16 protein-coding genes and 2 pseudogenes are annotated in these 18,283 nt (G+C 74.0%); 7 read left to right on the forward strand and 11 right to left on the reverse strand.

Features of this window, described 5'->3' with window-relative positions:
• Positions 1-41: 41 nt before the first annotated feature.
• The 5 genes and pseudogenes from QFZ82_RS22880 to QFZ82_RS22900 all read right to left on the reverse strand — a co-directional run bounded on the left by QFZ82_RS22880 (position 42) and on the right by QFZ82_RS22900 (position 5,766).
• Positions 42-543, reverse strand: a pseudogene (locus tag QFZ82_RS22880) (DUF1203 domain-containing protein).
• A gap of 41 nt (positions 544-584) precedes the next feature.
• Positions 585-1,178 (reverse strand): flavin reductase family protein, encoded by a 594-nt coding sequence (locus QFZ82_RS22885; RefSeq protein ID WP_307717810.1) that lies wholly within the window; start codon positions 1,176-1,178, stop codon positions 585-587.
• Between the two features lie 106 nt (positions 1,179-1,284).
• Entirely contained in the window at positions 1,285-2,085 is an 801-nt protein-coding gene (locus tag QFZ82_RS22890; protein WP_307714926.1) for an enoyl-CoA hydratase/isomerase family protein, read from the reverse strand.
• Positions 2,076-4,307, reverse strand: a complete 2,232-nt coding sequence (locus tag QFZ82_RS22895; protein WP_307714927.1) for an acetate--CoA ligase family protein — start codon at positions 4,305-4,307, stop codon at positions 2,076-2,078. Before QFZ82_RS22895 ends, QFZ82_RS22890 begins: the two co-directional genes overlap by 10 nt.
• A gap of 277 nt (positions 4,308-4,584) precedes the next feature.
• A complete protein-coding gene (locus tag QFZ82_RS22900; protein ID WP_307714928.1) occupies positions 4,585-5,766 on the reverse strand; it encodes an NAD(P)/FAD-dependent oxidoreductase in 1,182 nt (393 codons plus the stop codon).
• A gap of 153 nt (positions 5,767-5,919) precedes the next feature.
• On the opposite strand from QFZ82_RS22900, the gene QFZ82_RS22905 reads away from it, so the two are divergent.
• The gene (locus tag QFZ82_RS22905; RefSeq protein ID WP_307714929.1) at positions 5,920-6,372 is read left to right on the forward strand and encodes a DoxX family membrane protein; all 453 of its coding nucleotides are present in this window, start codon (positions 5,920-5,922) and stop codon (positions 6,370-6,372) included.
• Positions 6,369-6,767, forward strand: coding sequence for a Zn-ribbon domain-containing OB-fold protein (locus QFZ82_RS22910; RefSeq protein WP_307714930.1), 399 nt, complete (start codon positions 6,369-6,371; stop codon positions 6,765-6,767). The genes QFZ82_RS22905 and QFZ82_RS22910 overlap by 4 nt, the downstream gene beginning before the upstream one ends.
• Before the next feature lie 3 nt (positions 6,768-6,770).
• Here QFZ82_RS22910 and QFZ82_RS22915 read toward each other — a convergent pair whose 3' ends face one another.
• Both QFZ82_RS22915 and QFZ82_RS22920 read right to left on the reverse strand, forming a co-directional pair.
• Entirely contained in the window at positions 6,771-7,451 is a 681-nt protein-coding gene (locus QFZ82_RS22915) for a pyridoxal 5'-phosphate synthase (protein WP_307714931.1), read from the reverse strand.
• 77 nt (positions 7,452-7,528) lie between these two features.
• Entirely contained in the window at positions 7,529-8,698 is a 1,170-nt protein-coding gene (locus QFZ82_RS22920; RefSeq protein WP_307714932.1) for an acetyl-CoA acetyltransferase, read from the reverse strand.
• Positions 8,699-8,793: 95 nt separating this feature from the next.
• Between QFZ82_RS22920 and QFZ82_RS22925 the strand changes: the two genes are divergently transcribed.
• Positions 8,794-9,384 (forward strand): acyl-CoA dehydrogenase family protein, encoded by a 591-nt coding sequence (locus QFZ82_RS22925; protein WP_373429313.1) that lies wholly within the window; start codon positions 8,794-8,796, stop codon positions 9,382-9,384.
• A 90-nt stretch (positions 9,385-9,474) separates the two neighbouring features.
• Here the strand turns inward: QFZ82_RS22925 and QFZ82_RS22930 are convergent, their stop codons facing one another.
• Positions 9,475-10,122: a TetR family transcriptional regulator gene (locus tag QFZ82_RS22930; protein ID WP_307714933.1), complete on the reverse strand. Its 648-nt coding sequence runs from the start codon at positions 10,120-10,122 to the stop codon at positions 9,475-9,477.
• A 254-nt stretch (positions 10,123-10,376) separates the two neighbouring features.
• On the opposite strand from QFZ82_RS22930, the pseudogene QFZ82_RS22935 reads away from it, so the two are divergent.
• From QFZ82_RS22935 to QFZ82_RS22950, 4 genes and pseudogenes are all read left to right on the forward strand, one after another.
• A pseudogene (locus tag QFZ82_RS22935) lies at positions 10,377-11,186 on the forward strand (VOC family protein); the annotation flags it as partial.
• 948 nt (positions 11,187-12,134) lie between these two features.
• Positions 12,135-14,516 carry a PQQ-binding-like beta-propeller repeat protein gene (locus QFZ82_RS22940; RefSeq protein WP_307714934.1) on the forward strand — a complete coding sequence of 794 codons (2,382 nt, stop codon included), beginning with the start codon at positions 12,135-12,137 and terminating at the stop codon, positions 14,514-14,516.
• Positions 14,517-14,659: 143 nt separating this feature from the next.
• Positions 14,660-15,250, forward strand: a complete 591-nt coding sequence (locus QFZ82_RS22945) for a hypothetical protein (protein WP_307714935.1) — start codon at positions 14,660-14,662, stop codon at positions 15,248-15,250.
• A 111-nt stretch (positions 15,251-15,361) separates the two neighbouring features.
• Entirely contained in the window at positions 15,362-15,850 is a 489-nt protein-coding gene (locus tag QFZ82_RS22950; RefSeq protein WP_307714936.1) for a hypothetical protein, read from the forward strand.
• A gap of 20 nt (positions 15,851-15,870) precedes the next feature.
• Here QFZ82_RS22950 and QFZ82_RS22955 read toward each other — a convergent pair whose 3' ends face one another.
• Genes QFZ82_RS22955 through QFZ82_RS22965 form a run of 3 tightly spaced genes read right to left on the reverse strand, consistent with a single transcriptional unit; the run spans position 15,871 to position 18,239 of the window.
• Entirely contained in the window at positions 15,871-16,662 is a 792-nt protein-coding gene (locus QFZ82_RS22955; protein WP_307714937.1) for an enoyl-CoA hydratase/isomerase family protein, read from the reverse strand.
• The gene (locus QFZ82_RS22960; RefSeq protein WP_307714938.1) at positions 16,659-17,081 is read right to left on the reverse strand and encodes a Zn-ribbon domain-containing OB-fold protein; all 423 of its coding nucleotides are present in this window, start codon (positions 17,079-17,081) and stop codon (positions 16,659-16,661) included. Before QFZ82_RS22960 ends, QFZ82_RS22955 begins: the two co-directional genes overlap by 4 nt.
• Before the next feature lie 9 nt (positions 17,082-17,090).
• Positions 17,091-18,239, reverse strand: coding sequence for a lipid-transfer protein (locus QFZ82_RS22965; protein WP_307714939.1), 1,149 nt, complete (start codon positions 18,237-18,239; stop codon positions 17,091-17,093).
• Positions 18,240-18,283: the final 44 nt, after the last annotated feature.

An 18,283-nucleotide genomic window follows, 5' to 3' on the forward strand; every position in this document is an offset into this window, starting at 1 on the left:
CCGAGCGGCGCGATCCGCGCCGGCCTGGTGACGGCGTCCGCTCAGCGGCGGCGGACCTCGACCATGAAGCAGCCGAACTCCACGGCGCGCACGTGGACCAGCGCCACGGCCGGGCCGGCGAACACGTCCCGCAGCATGCCGTCCGCCTCGGCGGCCCGCTCCCTGGGCACCTCGCACGAGCGTGCCGCCGAGGATGCGCCCGTCGGCGCCGTAGGCGCGCAACACCCGGCGCGCACCGTGCGGTTCGGCCGGGTAGCCGGGGCCGGACGCCTGCCCCGCACATTCCTCGGCGTGCACGAATACGGGCCCGACCTCGTCGTACGGGCCCGGCTCGGCGCCCGTCGCGGCCGCCCAGCGGCGCAGCGGCGCGTACGCGACGAGGGCGATGCGCTCCCGGGCCTCGCTGTGCCGCAGGCAGCAGCGCAGCGGGGCGCCGCCCTCCGGGTCGGTGTACGGGCGCGGGACGGGCCCGGCGTCGTCGCGCTCGCGCAGCTGCTTCAGTACGACGGGGGCGATGGCGAGAGCCTCGTAGCTGGTGTCCATGCGCCCAGCATCGGGCGCGGCCCGCCCGTCTTTGGCGGGATTCAGACGTCGAGCCGACCGAACCGCCCCCGGTGGAACAACAGCGGCATGGCGTCGTCCCGGGCGTCCAGGGCCTCGACCCGGCCCACCACGACGAGGTGGTCCCCACCGGTGTGGACGGCCTGGACCGTGCAGTCGATCCACGCCGCCACGCCGTCCAGCAGCGGGGACCCGGTCACCGGGGCGGGTCCGTGTCCGACGCCCGCGAACTTGTCGGCGCCGCTCACCGCGAAGCCCCGGCACAGCGCCCCCTGGTCCTCGGCGAGGACGTTGACGCAGAAGACCCCGGCGCGGGCGATGCGCGGCCAGGTCGTGGAGGTGCGCCCGACCATGAAGACGACGAGCGGCGGGTCGAGCGACAGCGAGGCGAAGGACTGGCACGCGAACCCGATGGGCCCGTCCGCGTCGCGCGCCGTGACGACGGTGACGCCGCTCGCGAAGTTCCCGAGCACCCGCCGGAACTCACGCCCGTCGACGCCGGCCCGCTCGTCCTCCCCGACGGCCCGCAACCGCGGCCGCGGCGTCACCTCGTACGCCCCGGGCGAGGCGGTCGCGGCCCCGACGGATCGGAGGTAGCGGACGGCGGTGGCGGCCATGGCCGCGTGTCCCATCATGCTCCCCATTGAACCTGACGGAACGTCAGATGAGAACGGTCAGTGGCCTCTTCGCGGGGTGGCCCGCCTCCATCGTGCCGGCCCGTCCCTACCGGCCCTCGAACCCCGGCGTCCGCCGCTCCCTGAAGCTCGTCACGCCCTCCGCCGCGTCCCGCGTCGTCATGGTGATCTCCTGGGCCCACGCCTCCGCCGCGAACGACGTCGCCCGGTCCGTGTCCAGCGAGGCGTTCACCAGCTGCTTCGTCAGGGCCAGCGCCCGCGTCGGGCCCGACGCCAGGCGGTTCGCCCAGGTGCGGGCCGTCTGCTCCAGGGCGTCCGGCGGTACCACCCGGTTCACCAGGCCGAGGCGCTCCGCGTCGTGCGCCGGGAGCGCGTCGCCGAAGAACATCAGCTCCTTCGTGCGCTGCGGGCCGATCAGGCGGGGGAGGAGGTAGGCCCCGCCGCCGTCGGGCACGAGCCCCCGCCGGACGAACACCTCGACGAAGCGCGCGTCCTGTGACGCCAGCACCAGGTCGCACGCGAACGCCAGATGCGCCCCGATACCGGCCGCCGTCCCGCTCACCGCCGCGATCACCGGCTTCTCGCAGTCCAGTACGGCCCCGATCAGCCGCTGCGCGCCCAGCCGGATCATCCGGGCCACGTCGCCCGGCAGCCGGTCGCCGGCCGTCGCGGCCGACGGGCCGCGCAGGTCCGCCCCCGCGCAGAAGCCCCGCCCCGTGGCCGTCAGCACCACGGCCCGTACGGCCGGATCCTCGGACGCCGAGGCCAGCAGGCCGATGATCCGCTCCCGCTGCTCCCACGTGACCGCGTTCATCGCCTCGGGCCGGTTCAGCGTGATCCACGAGACGCCGTCGCCGCGCGCGTGCAGCACGTCCGGCGTCACCGGCACACCGCCAGTGCGTCCAGCGCCACCGCGCCCTGGCCCCGTGGCAGGACCATCAGCGGATTGATGTCCAGCTCGGACAGCACCCCGCCCAGTTCGAGCGCCATCCGCTGCACCCGCAGCACCACCTCCACGAGCGCGTCCACATCCACCGGCGGCCCGCCGCGCACCCCCTCCAGCAGCGCACGGCCGCGCAGTTCGGCGAGCATCGCGCGCGCCTGGTCCTCGCCGAACGGAGGGACGCGTACGGCCACGTCGTTCAGCACCTCCACCAGCACGCCCCCCAGTCCCGCCGTCACCGTGGGCCCGAACACCTCGTCCTGGGTGACGCCGACGACCATCTCCACTCCCCGCTCGACCATCTGGCACACCAGCACCCCGTCGAGCCCGATGCCCTCGTAGCGGGCGATGTCGGTCAGCTCCCGGTACGCGTCGCGCACCTGGCTCGCCGAGGTGAGCCCGATCCTGACCAGACCCAGCTCGGTCTTGTGCGCGAGGCGCGGCGCGGACGCCTTCATCACGACCGGGTACCCGACCAGACCCGCCGCCCGCACCGCCGCGGCCGCGCTCGTCACCAGCTGCTCGCGCGGCACCCGGATCCCGTACGCCCGCAGCAGCTGCTTGGCCGCGTGCTCGCTCAGCTGCTCGCCCGGCCGCATCAGCGCCTGCGCCTTGCGGAAGGACGGGGAGGGGATGCGCGGTGCCTCGTCGAACGGCGAGACGTACGCGGCGGTGAAGCGGTGGTGCGCCAGGTGGGCCCGTACGGCCGTGATGCAGTTGGCGAACGTGCGGAACGTCGCCACGCGTGAGGACCCGAGCAGGGTCGACCGGTACGCCTCCTCCGTCCCGACCGGCGACCCCCACACCACGCACACCAGCTTGTCCGTGGTCTCCGCGGCGTCCACCAGGTCCTGCGCGAGCCGGTCGCTCATCGGCGGGAACGGGCCGGTGATCGGACAGATCAGCACCCCGATCGCGGGGTCGGCGAGGATCGCGTCGATGATCTTCCGGCCCCGTTCGTCACCGACGGGGTGGCCGCCGTTGTCGACCGGGTTCGCCACGTTCAGATACGGCGGTATCCACTGGTGCAGCTCGGCCTGCCGGGCCTCGGAGAGCCGCGGGATGCGCAGCCCCGCGGCCGTCGCCAGATCCGCGAAGTGCGCGCCCGTGCCGCCGGATATCGCGTACACGGCGACCCCGTCGGCGAGCGGGGTGCGGGCACGCGCCAGCAGGGCGGCGGTGTCCTGGAGTTCGTCGAGCCCGTCGACCCGGATCACTCCGTACTGGCGCATCGCCGCGTCCACCACCGCGTCCGTCCCGGTGAGCTTGCCGGTGTGCGAGGCGGCCGTGCGCGCGCCCGCCTCGGTGCGGCCCACCTTGACCGCGACCACCGGCACCTTGCGGCGCGCGGCGCGGTCGGCGGCGAGCAGGAAGGAACGCCCGTCCTTCAGCCCCTCCAGGTAGCACGCGATGGCCCCGACCTCCGGCTGCTCGGCGAAGTACGAGAGGAAGTCCGCGCTCTCCAGGTCCGCCTCGTTCCCGGTGGGCGCCCAGTGCGAGAGGCGTACGCCGAGTTCCTGGAGGGCGAACACGGGCCGGCCCTGGTGCCCGGACTGGGTGATCAGCGCGACGGCCGGTCCTTCGAGGTCGTCGCGGAAGCGCTCGAAGGCGTTGAGGTTGGTGTTGGGTCCGAGCAGCCGGACGCCGGCCCGCTCGGCGGCCCCGGCGAGCCGCGCCTGGGCGGCCGCGCCCTCGGGACCGGTCTCGGCGTATCCGGACGCGAAGGCCACGGCGAACCGCACCTTGGCCTCGGCCAGCTCCTCGATCACGGGCAGCGGGTCGGAGACCAGGAGGACGGCCAGGTCGACCGGGGCGGGCAGATCCCGTACGGTCCGCACGCAGGCGCGCCCGAAGACGGACGCGCGCGACGGGTGGACGGGGTGCAGCCGCGCCCCGACGCGCTCGGCCCACGCGACGAGTTGGCGGGTGATGCCGGCGTTCGGGCGGCCCTCGGTGTCGGACGCGCCGACGACGGCGACGGACGCGGGCCGGAAGAACCGGTCGAGGTCGGGCACGGGCGCGTACAACGGCCGTCCGCTGACGTCGGTTTCGCCTGCCGCCACGGTGACGGCGGCGGTTTCGTGGACGGCGTCCCCGGTCTGCTCGCCGCAGGCGACGACGCGCGCGCGGAGGTCGGAGGTGAGGGTGCCGTGAGTTGATCCGAGCATCGCAGGTCCCCGCTCCCGCTCGACGGTGCGGGCCGACTGGCCCCATAACTGACACACAGTCAGGTTAGCGAACTGACGGAGCGTCAGGAACAGCCCGTGCGGAAAGAGTGCCGATCCGCCGCGCCGGCCCCGCCACGGCGTCGCCGCCGATGCGCGACGACGCGTGCACCCCGGCCGCCGGCAGGCCCCGCGGCGCCGTGTTCAGGCCGTCGAACGGTCCGAGGGCTCCGCGTGCAGGTCGCCGGCCACGTCCCCCATCGGCCCCGGCACCCCGTGGTCAGGCCGTCGGCCTGGCGTGTGTGCGGGCCACCGCTCTCGCGATCCGTTCCGCGTCCTTCGCCAGCTCCCGCAGCATCCCGCTGATCGGGTTCGTGAAGCCCGTGAAGTACAGGCCGGGTGCCCCCGCCGGGCAGCGTCCGCCGCGCACCAGCGGGCGGCCGACGGCGTCCAGTACGCCGAGATGGCCGACCAGGCCCTCCAGGCCGCGCCGGTAGCCCGTCGCGGCGATCACCGCGTCCGCGGTCAGCCGGGTGCCGTCCGTGAGGACCACCTTGCGGTCGTCGAACGACTCCACCGCCGCGACCACTTCGACCCGGCCCGAACGCACCGCGTCGGTCAGCCCCATGTCCAGGACCGGGGTCGCGCCGGCCCGCGCCCGCGCGTGCAGGCCGGTGTCCGGGCGCGGCAGGCCGTGTTCCGCCAGGTCGGGCAGGGTCAGCCGGCGCAGCAGCGCGGTCGAGGGGTCCGTCAGCCACGCCGGCAGGCGGCGTACGAGGATGCCTGTGCGCTGGACGGGCCAGCCGGCCACGGAGCGGGGCACGATGTGCGGGACCGTACGGATCGCGAGGCGGACGCGCGCCGCCCCGCCCTCCGCGAGGTCGACCGCGATCTCCGCGCCGGTGTTGCCCGCGCCCACGACCAGGACGTCCTTGCCCGCGTAGGGCGCGGCGTCGCGGTACCGCGAGGCGTGGACCAGCCCGTCCCCGTACCCCTCCAGGCCCGGCCAGGCGGGCAGGTGCGGGGTGTGGTTGCAGCCGGTGGCCACCACGACCGCGCGGCCGGTCAGTTCACGGCCGCCGCTCGCCCGCAGCAGCCAGCCCGCGTCCGCCCGCTCGATGCGGGACGCCTCGACCCCCGTGACGATCTCCAGCTCGTGGTGCTCGGCGTACTTCTCCAGGTAGCGGATGACGTCGTCGCGCGCGACCCAGCGCCCGAACGAGCGCGGCATCGCAAGGCCCGGCAGCCCGGACAGGGTGCGGGTGGTGTGCAGGCGCAGCCGGTCGTAGTGGCCGCGCCAGGAGGCGCCGACGGAGCCGGACCTCTCCAGCACCACGGCCCGTACGCCGCGCTTGCGCAGAGCGGCCGCGGCGGCGAGTCCGCCCGGGCCCCCGCCGACGACGTAGACGGGCCGGTCGTCCGTGCGGTCGATGCCCTTGATCCTGCCCATTTCGTCGGCCATGAACGGTGAGCGTAAAACTTCCGTTTTATTGATGGGTCTCGGTCAAGACCTTGTTCGGTTGCGAATGGGTCACGCCTGTGGAGGTCTTGCGCCCAGCGGCCCGATCCGCTCAACTGACGTATCGTCAGATTCCACTTGGGGAGAGGGCCGGCCATGAGGACCGTCTGGCTCACCGGCGCCGAATGGGCCGCCGTCCTGCGCATCGGTCTCGGCCTGTGGTGGCTGGAGAGCTGGCGTCACAAGGACCGGAAGGGCTGGCTCGAGCGCGGCACCGGCATCGCCTGGGCCGCCGGCGTCGCGCGGGAGCACCGCTGGCAGGCCGTGCGCACCGGCTTCGAGAAGGTGGTCGCCCCGCGTCCCAGGCTGATGGCGTACATCGTCGTGTATGCCGAACTCGCCCTCGGCCTGGGGCTGGTGACGGGCCTGCTCACCCCGGTCGCCCTGGTCGGCGGGCTGCTCCTCAACCTGCTCTATCTCGTGCTGATGATCCACGACTGGGCGGAACAGGGGCAGAACGCCATGATGGCGCTCGTCTCCGTCGTCGCCCTGTTCGCCATGTCCTGGCAGACCTGGTCCCTCGACCGCGCGATCGGACTCCTCCCGTGACCGCCACCCCCGAAGCCGACGACTTCACCCGCCCCTTCTGGGACGCGGCCGCGGCCGGGGCCCTGCTGATCCGCCGCTGCGACGACTGCGGCAGGGCGCACCACTACCCGCGCGAGTTCTGCCCGCACTGCTGGAGCGAGAACGTCGCCTGGGAGCGGGCGAGCGGGCGGGCCGTGCTCCACACCTGGTCCGTCGTCCACCGCAACGACCTGCCGCCGTTCGGCGACCGGGTCCCGTACACGGCCGCCGTCGTGGAACTCGCCGAAGGGCCGCGGATGATGACCGAGGTCGTCGCCTGCGCGGTGGCGGACCTCGCCGTCGGAATGCGGCTGGTCGTGGCGTTCCGCAGGGGGGAGGGCGACGGTGTCACGATCCCGGTCTTCCGGCCGGCGTGAGGGTCAAGGCCAGAGCAGCTCCCGCTCCCAGCCGTCCTCGGTGCGCCGGTACCGCAGCCGTACGTGCCTGCGCCGGGAGTCCCCCTGGAAGAACTCGACCTCGCGCGGCCGGAGCACGTACAGCGTCCAGGTCGGCACGGGCGCGTCCGGCTCCGCCTCGGCCCGCTCCCACGCGGCCTCCGACGCCCGCGCCAGCTCGGCCCGCGAGGACAGCACCTCACTCTGGCGCCCGGTGAGCGCGGCGGCGAGCGCTCCCGTCGAGCGGGCGTGCAGATCGGCCTGCCCCTCCGTCGCCGTGCCCATGGTGACCGTGCCGCGCACCCTCACCTGGCGGCCCTGCGCGGCCCAGTAGAAGCCGAGCGCGGCCTCCGGACGGGCGGCGAGCTGCCGGCCCTTGGCACTCGTGGAGTGCGAGGCGAAGTGCCAGCCGCGCGCGTCGGCGTCGTGCAGCATCAGCGTCCGCAGGTCGGGGCGGCCCTGGTCGTCCACGGTCGCGAGCGTCATCGTGTGCGGTTCGCACTGCCCGGCCGCGGCGGCCTCGGCGAACCAGTGGTGGAACAGTTCCAGCGGTGTGTCCGGTGCCGCGTCCGGGTCGAAGGAGGGCAGGGACGGCACGTCCCACACACGCTGGGCGCGCAGGAGAGCCCGGAACGTCTCCTGGCGGGCGGTCTGGTTCTCGCTCATGGGGGTCATTCAACGCCCCCACGGCGCGGGCCGTGTCCACGGGCCCGGCGACCCGCGCCCCGCGGGTCGGGGGCATCTCACCCCCGCCCCAGCACCACCGTCCCCGACGCGCAGAACCAGCCCCCGGTCCCCGACGCCACCGCCAGCCGGGGCGCCGTCCCTCCCGCGCCACGGACCTGGTGCGCCCCTGCCTCGCCGCGCAGCTGGCGCACCGCCTCCACCAGCAGGAACAGGCCCCGCATTCCGGGGTGGCACGCCGACAGCCCGCCGCCGTCCGTGTTCACCGGAAGCCCCCCGTCCCGCAGCAGCCGGCCCTTCTCCACGAACGCGCCGCCCTCGCCCTTCGCGCAGAAGCCCAGGTCCTCCAGCGTCACCAGCGTCATGTACGTGAAGGCGTCGTAGATCTCGGCGATGTCGATCTCGTCGGGCCGCACCCCGGCCCGTTCGAAGGCGAGCCGGCCGCTCACCGCCGCCGGCGAGACGGTGAAGTCGTCCCACTCCGACATCGTGGTGTGCGAGACGTGCTCACCGGTGCCGAGGATCCACACCGGCTCCTTCGCCGTGTCCGGCACGTACTCCTCCGCGGCCAGCAGCACCGCGCAGCCTCCGTCGCTGCGGATGCAGCAGTGCAGCTTGGTGAACGGGTCCGCGATCACCGGTCCGCCCAGCACGTCGTCCACGGTGATCGGGTCGCGGAACATGGCGTCCGGGTTCGCGCCGGCGTTCGCACGGGCCTGGACGGCGACCTCGGCGAGCTGCTCCAGGGTCGTGCCGTACCGGTGCATGTGGCGGCGCGCGGCCATCGCGTACTTGGCGACCAGCGTGTGCCCGTACGGCACCTCGAACTGCAGCGGGCCGCGGGCCCCGAAGGAGAGATTGGAGGTCCGGCGGCCCGCCCTGATGTCGGCACGGGCGGTCGATCCGTAGACGAGGAGGACCGCGTTCGCGTGCCCCGCGGCGATCGCATCGGCCGCGTGCGCGGCCATGACCTCCCAGGTCGCGCCGCCGACCGCCGTGGAGTCCACCCAGGTCGGGCGCAGGCCGAGGTATTCCGCGACGTCGATCGGGGCCAGCGTGCCGAGGCCGGCCGAGCACAGGCCGTCGACGGCGGACCGGTCGAGGCCGGAGTCGGCGAGCGCGCGCCGCGCGGCCTGGGCGTGGAGGGTGTAGGGGGTGGGGCCGTCGACGCGTCCGCAGTCCGAGAGGGCTATGCCGACGACGGCGGCCTTGCGCGGTGGGGAAGGCATGTTTCTGACGGTACATCAGAAAATGCTCTGGGCATCCAGCGGCGCCGCCTCTCATATGACGGTCCCTCAGGTCAGGTCCGTGGGAGGAGCTCCGGATGGACGCCGATGTCCCCGCCTTCACCGCCTTCACCGCCTTCACCGCCTTCACCGATGAGCAGGACGGGATCCGCCGCACCCTGCGCGACCTGCTGGCCGAGCGGTCCACCCCCGAGGACGTCCGGTCCGCCGTGCGCACGGCCGCCGGATACGACACCGAGCTGTGGGGGCGGCTCGTCGGCCGCCTCGGCCTGCCCGGCCTCGCGCTGCCCGCCGCGTACGGGGGCGCGGGCCGCACCCTCACCGAGCTCGCCCTCGCCTGCGAGGAGGCCGGCCGGGTGCTGCTGCCGTCCCCTCTGCCCGCCACCGCGGGGATCGCGCCGCCGCTGATCGACGCGCTCGGCACCCCCGACCAGCGTCAGCGGCTGCTGCACATCGCCGACGGCTCGCTGACCTGCACCCTCGCCGCCCCCGGCGGTGCCCTCGCCGGGCAGCTGCACGACGGCATCGGCTTCACGTGGGAGCGCGAGGCGCATCTCTACGTCAAGCGGGCGGCGGCCGACGAGCTGCTCTTCGGGCCGGTCCACCTGCTGCGTGAGGCCGCGGCCGAACGCGCGGGTCTCTTCGCGCCGTGCCCGGCCGGCGGGTGAGCGGGGAGCAGGGGCGGAACGCGCGACGGCGGTCACCTCGTGGGTGACCGCCGTCGGCGTGACAGGACTTCGGGTGGTGCTGGGGCGACGCTACTTCGTCGGCTTCTTGCCGGTGATGCCCAGGTGCACCAACAGCGCCAGGTTCGGCTTCAGTTCGGCCTGCTTCACGCCCCAAGTGGTGAAGCCCTTCTGGTGCGAGGCCACCGCGGCGAGCATCGCCACGAGTGATCCGGCCATGGCCGCGGGGCTCACGTCCTTGTCGACCTTGCCCTTGGACTGGAGCTCCTGCACCGCTTCGGTAAGGGAGTTGGTGACGGAGTTCAGGATCTTCATGCGGATCTTGTAGAACCGCTTGTCGCCCTCCGCCGCGCCGAGGTCGACCACGCGCAGGATCGCGTCGTTGCGGCGCCAGAAGTCGAGGAAACCCTCGACCAGTTCCTCCGAGGACTGCCAGCCGGCCTTGCCGACCCAGGAGCGCCCGGAGACCAGATCGGTCAACGATGCGCCTTCCTTGGCCATTTCCTCGGCGATCTCGAGGACGGCGCCCTCCACGTCCGGGAAGTACTGATAGAACGTCGCGGGCGAAGTGCCCGCTTTCCGGGCCACGTCGATGACCTTGACGTCCCGGTACGGCGAGGAGCTGAGCATCTCGCTGAGGCAGTCGAGCAGCTTCTGCCGCGTCGCCTGGCCGCGTCGCCCGGCCACTCGGCCGTCGACGGTGCGTACTTGTCCTGTCATGCCGTCAGCTTACCGAGGGGTGATCGGCGCGCGATTCGGCCGACTGCAAATGGGGTGCGGGTGCGCGACGGCAATAGTGTTATCAACAGCCTGTGGACAACTTCGGTGGACAACTCACCGAGACGGGTCGTCGCGGACCGTGACGCCTGGCCGTCACCTCCGCCTTTGAGGTGTTTGTTCGATTTCCTTCCGCGCGCACCGGGTGCTGCGACGTTAGCTTGATGTGACGGGCACCACACGGAAGGGACCGGTCCATGGCCGTATTCACAGAGGGCACGCCCTGCTGGGTGGACGCGTCCCTTCCCGACGTCGAGGCGGGCAAGCGCTTCTACGGGGAGCTCTTCGGATGGACCTTCACCGAGGGCGGCGGGGATCCGCTCCCCGGCGGCGGCACGCGCGGCCGGTACGCCGACGCCTACAGCGACGGCCGTCTCGTCGCCTCCCTCACCCCCAAGCGCGACGGCCGCATGCCCACCGTATGGAACGTGTACCTGGCCACCCCCGACGCCGCCGGGCTCGCGCGCCGCATCGCCGCGGGCGGCGGCCAGGTGATCAACGACCCGCTGCCCGTGGGCCGGGCGGGCACGGCCGCCGTCGTGGCGGACCCCGGCGGCGCGGTCTTCGGGCTGTGGCAGGCGGGGGAGCGCGCGGGCTTCGAGAAGCACGGCGAGCCCGGCTCGTTCTGCTGGACCGAGGTGTACACGCGGGACAAGGAGAGGGGCGATGCCTTCTACGAGGGGGTCCTCGGCTTCCAGGGCACCGACCTGCCCGCCATCACGTCCGAGGACTTCCGCATGTGGTCGCCCGCGGGCACGGAACCGGGCGAGAGCACGGCCGTCGGCGGGCGCAGCGTGATCGACGACTCCCTGCCGGCGGAGATGCCGGGCCATTTCCTCGTCTACTTCCGCGTCGAGGACTGCGACGCGGCGGCGGAGACGGTCGTCCGGCTCGGCGGCCGGATGCGGACGGCGCCGTCCGACATCCCGTACGGCCGTATCGCGGTCCTCACGGACGACCAGGGCGCGACGTTCGCGATCCTGGCGGAGCCCGCGCCCCCCGGGCCCGTCCTCCCGGAAGGCCCCCTGGCCCACCGCGCCCCGGAACCGACCACGTCGCCGGGCCCCCGCCTGGACCCCGAACTCCATCCCGACACGGAGTGGGACCGCGTGCGGGGCGCGGAACCCGAGCAACGAGAGCCGGGGCCCGCCCACGAGCCGGAGTCCGCCGACGAGCCGGGTCGCACCCGCAAGCCGGGTCGCACCCGCAGGCCGGGGCGCGCCCGCAAGCGGGGGGCCGGTCCTGAGCCGGGCCCCCGGCCTGAGCCGCCGGCCGGGCCCGAGCCGGATGCAGAGCCACGGCCTGGCGGGGCCGGCGCCTCGGGGAGCGGCGGCGCCACCGGCGAGTGAGCGCGGTGGCTCCGCCCCGGGGCCCAGGCGGTGGCCCCGTCCGGGGCGGTGGGTCCATGCACGCAAGGGCGGCCGGGCCTTCGGGGACGGTCGGGGTGAGCAAGCCGCGCTCTCACCGGAGCCGGGACACCGGGCGAGCGGGGTCCTGCCCGCGAACAGGCCCCGGGGCCCGGGCCGGCGGGCCGCGTCTGCGGGGGCGCCGCCCCAAGTGAGGCGGTGCCTCCAGCGCGACCGACAGTCGCCGCTCCAGCTGCGCGCAGGCGCAGTCGGCGGCCCTCCCCGAGGGGGTGCCTCACGGCGGCGAACGCGCCGGGCCGCCGACGCAGCGCGCCCGGACCGGGCGGTGGCCCCTGCGCGACAGGCGGCTCCGGGCGGTGGGCAAACCGCGGGAGGGGCCAGGCGTCCCCACGAGGCGTGCGGCCCGGGTGTCCGACGTGTCCGAAACCGGGTGAGACACCCCGATCCGCCCCCGGGTTCGCAACCGTCGCCCCGGACAGGAAGAATCAGGGTGCTCACCGCAGAGGGGCTTGAGGGTGAGACCCTGCACGGGGCTGTAGATGACGGGCTCCTTCAGACGGAGCCCGTACGGGGAGGTGGCACGCAAGTATGGAGCAGCTGACGCAGCACGACCCGAGACGGATCGGTCCGTTCGAGGTGCTGGGCCGGCTCGGTGCCGGCGGCATGGGACTGGTCTATCTCGCCCGGTCGGCGTCCGGCCGCCGGGTCGCGATCAAGACCGTGCGCACCGAGCTCGCCGAGGACCAGCTGTTCCGCGTCCGCTTCACGCGCGAGGTGGAGGCCGCCCGCGCGGTCAGCGGCTTCTACACGGCCGCCGTCGTGGACGCCGACCCGCGCGCCGCCGTGCCCTGGCTCGCCACCGCCTACGTGCCCGCGCCTTCCCTCGAGGAGATCGTCAACGAGTGCGGGCCGCTGCCCGCGCAGGCGGTGCGCTGGCTCGCGGCCGGGATCGCGGAGGCCCTCCAGTCCATCCACGGCGCGGGCCTCGTCCATCGCGACCTCAAGCCGTCCAACGTCCTCGTCGTCGAGGACGGCCCCCGCGTCATCGACTTCGGTATCGCGTCCGGCGTCTCCAACACCCGCCTGACCATGACCAACGTCGCCGTCGGCACGCCCGCCTACATGTCGCCCGAGCAGGCCCGCGACTCGCGCAGCGTCACCGGCGCCAGCGACGTGTTCTCCCTCGGCTCCACCCTCGTCTTCGCCGCCACCGGCCACGCCCCCTTCCACGGCGCGAACCCGGTGGAGACCGTCTTCATGCTGCTGCGCGAGGGCCCTGACCTGGAGGGCCTCCCCGACGAACTGCGGCCGCTGATCGACTCGTGCATGCAGATGGAGGCCGGGCTGCGGCCGACCCCCGAGGACCTGCAGGCCCAGCTCGCCCCGCACCTGTTCTCCGCCGGCGGCGACGACAGCGGCACCGCCTCCGCGTGGCTGCCCGGCCTCGCCACCGCCATGATCGAGACCCGCCGCGGCGGCGGCCGCGCCCCCGTGCCGCGCCCTGCCGAGCCCTCCCGGCCCGCACCCCACGCGCCCCCGCCGCCTTCCGTGCCGCCCGCTCCCGACCGTGAGCCCGCCTGGCACGGCGCGAGCGACCCCCGTACCGGCCCCACCCCCGCCCACTCCGGCGCCGGACCCGTGCGGCTGGCGGGCGCCGCCGTGCCCATCGGCCCCGGGCTGCGCGCGGTCGGCGCCGGCCACGCCCCGGTCGCCGACGCCGGCCCGGCCACCGGCTGGATCCGCCCGCCCGGCGGACTGAACGGTTCCGATGCCGCCACCAGCGCCGTCCCCGCGCCGGCGCCCGCCCCTGCCCCGCCTCCGCCGGAGACCGGCCCCGGGCACTGGCGCCCGTGGCGTTTCCGCATGTCGAACGACGTGTGGGGGACGCCGGTCGTCTCCGGCGATCTGCTGTACGTGACCTCGTTCGAGGTCCACGCGCTCGACGTCGGCACCGGCCGCCGACAGTTCAAGACCCGCGACGTCGCCTGGTCCATGGCCGTGGCGGGCGGCCGTATCCACGCCTCCGACGGGCCGACGCTGTACGCGCTCGACGCCGCGAGCGGCGGCGAGCGCTGGCGGCTGCAGACCGATGCCTGGGTGTACTCCCTCATGGTGGACCGCGGCACCGTCCTCACCGGCACCCGCGGCGGCGGCGTGCAGGCATGGGAGGCGTCCAGCGGCGAGAAGCTGTGGGAGATCACCGGTGCCCAGACGGACTTCGAGACGCCCGAGGCGGGGCCGGCGATCTTCGGCGACACCGTCTACGTGTGGAAGGACGCCCGCCTGCGGGCGCTGGAGGCCCGCACCGGCGAGGAGCGCTGGTCCTACCCCGTGGGCGACGCCGCGTCCTGCGGCAACGTGCCCGTGCGCGTACAGCCGGCGCCCGACGGCTACGTCTACGTCTCCGCCGGCACGCGCGTCCTCGCCGTGGACATCGCCTCCGGTCTGGTGCGCTGGCACTTCGAGGCGCCGGCCGTCTTCCTCTCGCCGCCCGCCTTCGCGCCGGGCCCGGCCGTGACGGGCGGCGGCGTGTACCTCACCGACTACCTCGGCACCGTGTACGCGCTGGACGCCACCACCGGCAAGGACCGCTGGCGCATCGCCACCGAGTCCCGCCAGTCCATCGAGCCCGTGCTCGTCGCCGCCGGCAACATCCACGTCGGCAGCGGCAGTGCGCTCTACACCCTCGACGCCGTGACCGGGACGCCGATGTGGCGTTTCGCTGCGGGCGGCGAGGTCGTCGGCACACCGGTCGTCGCCGACGGCCGCGTGCACTTCGGTTCGGCCGACCACGTGCTCTACACCCTCGACGCGAGCGGCGGCCAGCTGCGCTGGAAGCTCGCCACGGGCGGCGAGATCACCGGCTCCCCGGTCGCCCAGAACGGTGTCGTGTACGCGTGCAGCAAGGACCGCTGCGTCTACGCGCTCGACGCGGAGAAGGGCACGGCCACGGGCCGCGGCCCGCGGTAGGACGCGGGCCCGCACCCGCGCCCGGCCCAGGTCCCGTACGTCCGGCGGAGGCGTACGACGCGCATGGCGGGGTACCCGCGTCGGGCGTAGCGTCATGACCGGGAGCGGTCACGACCGGAGCGGCTGACTCAAGGAGGCGGGCGATGATCCGCAACGTCATCGGCTCGATTCTCGCTCTCGCCGGAGCGACGGCCGCCGTATGGAGCCCCTTCCGTGACTGGTACGACGGCCGTCACGGGCGCGACTACCGCGTCCAGGACCTCTTCCTCGGCATCACCGGCAGTGGCGGCCCGCTTCTGACGTCGGTCCTGCTGCCGCTCGCCTTCGGCGCGCTGATCGCGCTGCTCGGCGTGCTGCTGCGCTCCCGCCTGCTCGTCGCCCTGTCCGGACTGGTCGTGCTCGGCTTCACCGTCCTGTGGATGGTCCGCCAGGGCCAGGCGGCCGGCAGCCTGACCGTCGGCGGTGACGGGGCCGGGCTCGGTACCGGCGTCGCGCTCGCGGCGGGCGGCGGCGTCCTGCTGCTCGTCGCCGCCGTGGTCATGAGCGGACGCCGGCGCAGGGATGAGCTCGACGAGCACCCCCCGCAGGAGGAGGACTGGGGGCCGTACGGGTCCGACCCCGGCGGACCCGTCCCGTACCGCGACAGCCCCTACCGGCTGGGCCCCCACGACGACGGTCACGGCCCGGAGGGCCCGCCCACGCGTCCCGGGCCGGGGCAGCGCGACGAGCGCTGATGCGGTCGCGCGCGGCGGGTGAGCGGGACGAGCGGGGTCCCGAGCGCTGCTAGGGTGACGTGCGCTCGTCAAACGAGCCCATCTGCCGACACTTTCAACGGGGGTTGAAACGTGAAGATCCGTCATGTCCGCGCGCTCGCCGTCTTCGGGATCGCGCTCGTCGCCCTGACCGGAGCCCGTGGTTCCGGAGGCGGCGGCTGCGACAACCACAGCAGCTCCGGCTCCAGCAGCGGCGGCAGCAGCCACCGCGACGACGACAGCTCCGGCAGCAGTGGCGGTTCGCTGCCCGGCGGCGGTTCCAGCGCCGACAAGGCCGCGCGCGACATCACCATCGACGAGTGCAAGTACGACACCGCGACCAAGAACCTCACCGCGAGGATCACCGTCACCAACAGCGGTGCGCTGGACTACGACTACGACGTCACCATGAAGTTCATCGGTGCCGCCGGCGGCTCCGCCGTCCCGGCGACCGCGACCAAGACGGACATCGCCGTCGCCGCGGGCGCCTCCGAGAGCGCCGTGCTCACCACCCCGTACACCGGTTCCGGTGACGGCTCCGAGTACACCAAGTGCGAGGTCTCCCGCGCGTCCCGCAGCTGAACGGGCCGAACCGCCGCGCCTCAGCGCAGTCCGAAGCCGGCCCGGCCCCGCCCGTCCCCGCTCCGCCCCTGCGTGAACAGCTCGGCCTGCCGCTCCGGCGGCAGGTTCCCGAGCACGACCAGGTGCGGGGCAAGGGCGAGCGCCCCCGCTCGCGCCGACTCCGTCGCCGACCAGACCGCCCGTACGGTGCCCTGCACCGCCTCCGGCGGGTACGAGGCGATCACCGCGGCGGCCCGCAGCGCCGCCGCGACGGCCCCGCCCGGCTCGGTCAGCTCCGAGACCAGACCGGTCTCGTACGCGCGCCGGGCCGACAGCCGCTCCGCCGTCCCCATCAGCGCCATCCGCGCCACCTCGCCCGGCGGCATCCGCAGCGCCATGTACGCCGACTCGTACGCGCTGACCATCCCGTACGACGTGTGCGGATCGAAGAACGTCGCCTCGCGCGAGGCCACCACGAACTCGCTCTCCCCGAGCAGGTAGAACGCCCCTCCGCAGGCCATGCCCTCCACCGCCGAGACGACCGGCTTCCACAGGTCGTTGGCCTTGGGGCCGATCCGCAGCAGCGGATCGGCCACCGAGAACGGGGACGAGGGCTGCGGCACCTCGGCCGAGCGGTCGATGCCCGTGCAGAACGCCGCGGCGCCCGCGCCCGTCACGACCGCCGCGCGCACCGTGTCGTCGAAGCGGAACCGCCGCCAGACAGCGGCCAGTTCACCGGCCATGGCGAGGTCGATCGCGTTGTGCCTCGCCGGCCGGTCGAGGGTGACGAGCGCGACGCCCGTGTCCTCGTCCGTGTCCACCCGGATGCTCACGGCCGCTCCAGGAGCCAGCGGGGAAGGCCGGTGCGGTCGAACACGGCCCTCACCGATGCCCCGATCCGCAGCCGCGCGGGGTCGAGCGAGTTCAGCGGGGCGTCGGGAGAGGTGACGACATTGCCGACGAGGCGGATGCGGGGGGCGTCGGCGAGCTCGACGACGACCACGTTGTACGGGGCCTGGGCGGCGTAGTCGGGCAGCAGCGGCGGGTGGGGGACCACGTACGACCAGACGCGCCCGCGACCGGACATCAGGCGCCACTCGCTGTCGAAGGACCCGCAGTGCGGACAGCACGGGCGGGGCGGGAAGCGCGGCTCACCGCAGGCGGGCAGGGCGCAGCACTGGACGCGGAGCTCTCCGCGGGAGGCGTACTCCCAGAAGGGGGCGCCGTCGTCGTCGACCACCGGTACGAGCATCTGAACTCCTCACGTACGCAGCAGAAGGGCCGATGTGGGCACGCCCTCGCCCGCGGTGACCAGGCACGTCGCCGCGCCCGCCACCTGGGCCGTCGACGTGCCGCGCAGTTGCTTCACGCCCTCGTTGATCAGGTTGAAGCCGTGCACGTACGCCTCGCTCAGCCCGCCCCCGCCGGTGTTGAGCGGCAGTCGTCCGCCGACCTCCAGTGCCCCGCCCTCCGTGAAGGCGCCGCCCTCCCCCCTCTTGCAGAAGCCGTAGCCCTCCAGGGACAACGGGACGAGCGGCGTGAACGCGTCGTAGATCTGGGCCACGTCGACGTCCTCGGGGCCGAAGTCGGCGTGCTTCCACAGCTGCCGGGCCGCCGTCCACGCCGGGCCGGTGAGCGGGTCGTCGTTCCAGTAGTTGACCATGCCGTGGTGCTGGGCGGGCAGACCCTGGGCGGCTGAGTGGACGTAGACGGGCCGCCGGCGGCAGTCGCGGGCCCGTTCGGCGGAGACGACCACGCAGGCGAGGGCGCCGTCGGTCTCCAGGCAGTTGTCGAACAGGCACAGCGGTTCGCTGATCCAGCGGGCCGTCATGTACATCTCGCGGGTCAGCGGCCGGTCGTACATGATCGCGGCCGGGTTCTGGTTGGCCCTGTTCCTGCATGCCAGCGCGACGTTGAAGAAGTGGTCGCGGGTCGCGCCGTACTCGTGCATGTAGCGGCGGGCGAGCATGCCGATCTCGTCGGCCGGCCGCAGCAGCCCGAAGGGGCGTGTCCACTGGGCGGGGGTGGGCAGTTGGGCCGTCGTGTTCCTCCAGGGGCGCGGGCCCGAGCCGCGCTTGCGGGAGCGCCAGGCGACGCCGACGGTCGCCTGTCCGGTGGCTATCGCGGTGGCGAGGTGCGCGACGGTGGCGCAGGAGCCCCCACCGCCGAAGCCCACCCGGGAGAGGAACGTGACGTCCCCGGCGCCGATCGCCTTCGCGAGCTCGACCTCGTCCGTCTCCTCCATCGTGTACGAGGCGAAGGCGTCGACCTCCGAGGGTGCGATGCCGGCGTCGTCGAGTGCGGCAAGCACCGCCCGGCAGGCCAGGGCCTTCTCGGATTCCGGCAGGTGTTTCGCGAAGGCGGTCTGTCCTGTGCCGGCTATCGCCGCCCGGTCCTTGAGGGTCGCCATGCCCGGCAGCGTACAGCTAATCTGACGTATCGTCAGCTAACGAG

The organism is Streptomyces sp. V4I23 (assembly GCF_030817975.1).
Lineage (GTDB): Bacteria > Actinomycetota > Actinomycetes > Streptomycetales > Streptomycetaceae > Streptomyces.

Bases quoted from the DNA above. Each gene is read 5' to 3' on its own strand.
- QFZ82_RS22885 (WP_307717810.1), bottom strand. From the start codon at position 1,178: ATGGCCGCCACCGCCGTCCGCTACCTCCGATCCGTCGGGGCCGCGACC.
- QFZ82_RS22895 (WP_307714927.1), bottom strand. From the start codon at position 4,307: ATGCTCGGATCAACTCACGGCACCCTCACCTCCGACCTCCGCGCGCGC.
- QFZ82_RS22900 (WP_307714928.1), bottom strand. From the start codon at position 5,766: ATGGCCGACGAAATGGGCAGGATCAAGGGCATCGACCGCACGGACGAC.
- QFZ82_RS22905 (WP_307714929.1), top strand. From the start codon at position 5,920: ATGAGGACCGTCTGGCTCACCGGCGCCGAATGGGCCGCCGTCCTGCGC.
- QFZ82_RS22915 (WP_307714931.1), bottom strand. From the start codon at position 7,451: ATGAGCGAGAACCAGACCGCCCGCCAGGAGACGTTCCGGGCTCTCCTG.
- QFZ82_RS22920 (WP_307714932.1), bottom strand. From the start codon at position 8,698: ATGCCTTCCCCACCGCGCAAGGCCGCCGTCGTCGGCATAGCCCTCTCG.
- QFZ82_RS22925 (WP_373429313.1), top strand. From the start codon at position 8,794: ATGGACGCCGATGTCCCCGCCTTCACCGCCTTCACCGCCTTCACCGCC.
- QFZ82_RS22930 (WP_307714933.1), bottom strand. From the start codon at position 10,122: ATGACAGGACAAGTACGCACCGTCGACGGCCGAGTGGCCGGGCGACGC.
- QFZ82_RS22940 (WP_307714934.1), top strand. From the start codon at position 12,135: ATGGAGCAGCTGACGCAGCACGACCCGAGACGGATCGGTCCGTTCGAG.
- QFZ82_RS22945 (WP_307714935.1), top strand. From the start codon at position 14,660: ATGATCCGCAACGTCATCGGCTCGATTCTCGCTCTCGCCGGAGCGACG.
- QFZ82_RS22960 (WP_307714938.1), bottom strand. From the start codon at position 17,081: ATGCTCGTACCGGTGGTCGACGACGACGGCGCCCCCTTCTGGGAGTAC.
- QFZ82_RS22965 (WP_307714939.1), bottom strand. From the start codon at position 18,239: ATGGCGACCCTCAAGGACCGGGCGGCGATAGCCGGCACAGGACAGACC.